Annotated in this window: 2 pseudogenes; both read right to left on the bottom strand. The window is 71.8% G+C overall.

Annotation, left to right across the window (positions count from 1 at the left end):
- A pseudogene (locus FVW20_RS15920) lies at window positions 1-654 on the bottom strand (hypothetical protein); the annotation flags it as partial.
- A 63-nt stretch (window positions 655-717) separates the two neighbouring features.
- Window positions 718-1237, bottom strand: a pseudogene (locus FVW20_RS15915) (cobyric acid synthase); the annotation flags it as partial.

Here is a 1237-nt window from a genome sequence, read left to right as displayed (position 1 = left end):
GCTGCGTTCGGCGGGGCGCAGCCAGGCCACCACGTCGCCGGGGCGCAGGTCGGAGACCCGCTCCAGCCGCAGCCAGCCCGTGCCGTCGCCCTTGGGTCCGGCGCGCAGGATGCTGCGGTGAAAATCTTCCGCCCGTGGGCGGTAGTGCTTGCCGCTGCGGTCCACGGTGGCCAGCGCCGAGGGATTCACCTCGTACAACAGCAGGGACAGGAAGCCGGAACAGTTCAGTTCGAAGCGGCCCGTATCCGCGTCCACCACATAGTTGCCCGCGTAGCGGGTGCTGCGCACTTGCGAAAGCACGCGCACCGCCTCTGCGTACAGCGCCCCGGCGCCTTCCGTGGCGGGCTGGTCGCCGAAGTTCGGCATGTGCTGCGTGGCGAGGCCCACGGAGGTGGAGGAAACGGAAGCAACGGGGGAGGACGGTGAGGACGCGGATGTCGCAGCGGCGCATGCCGCCGAGCCGGCTGGCGTGGAATCGGCTGGCGCGTCGGCACCGGGCACGGACGATGACATGGCCTCGGCAACAGCCCCTGCCTGTGGAACATCATCCCCGGCAGCCGCCGCGAAAGGGGCGGGCAGCACCGCCAGCAGGCAGGCCAGCAACAACAAGAGATGCACCGGCGCACCCCGCCCTTTCACGTCAACCCGCATCATGTGCCCCCTTCCGACATCTATGGCGACATGTCTCCCCGCCCTGCGTGCGCGCGCCCCGCAGGCCTATACCCCGCCTGGCCGCAGGTTCAGCATGGCGTAAACGGCATCCATGTCCACGGCGGCGCGCACGGCGTCGGCCAACCGGTCCAGCGCCGGGTCCAGCGAATAGGGGGCCACCACGCGGCCCAGCGGGGCCTGCCCCCGCCGCGTGCGCAGCCCGTCCAGGAAATGCCTGCGAAAGCCGTCACCATCAAACACCCCGTGCAACGAGGTGCCCCACACCCGCCCGCCGTGGGCGCCCCAGCCCAGAGGGCCGCCATCCTCGCGCAGCAGGAAGGGGAACGCCACGTCAGGGCCTGCAGGGCCGCCGAGGGCATCCCGGCCTTCAGCCGACACGCCCCGCCGCCCCTGCCCGGCACCGTCGCCATCGCATCCTTCCGCCTCCACGGTGATGCCGTGCCGAATCTCGTAGCCAGCCACCGGCAGGCCGCTGCACGGGTGCACCCCCGCCGTGCGGCGCAGGGTCTTTTCCGCCGCCAGTTCGGTGCGCACCGGCAGCAGGCCCAGCCCCTGCTCGCTGCCG

The organism is Nitratidesulfovibrio oxamicus (assembly GCF_015731765.1).
Taxonomy (GTDB): domain Bacteria; phylum Desulfobacterota; class Desulfovibrionia; order Desulfovibrionales; family Desulfovibrionaceae; genus Cupidesulfovibrio; species Cupidesulfovibrio oxamicus.
This window is presented reverse-complemented; position numbering and strand designations above follow the sequence as displayed.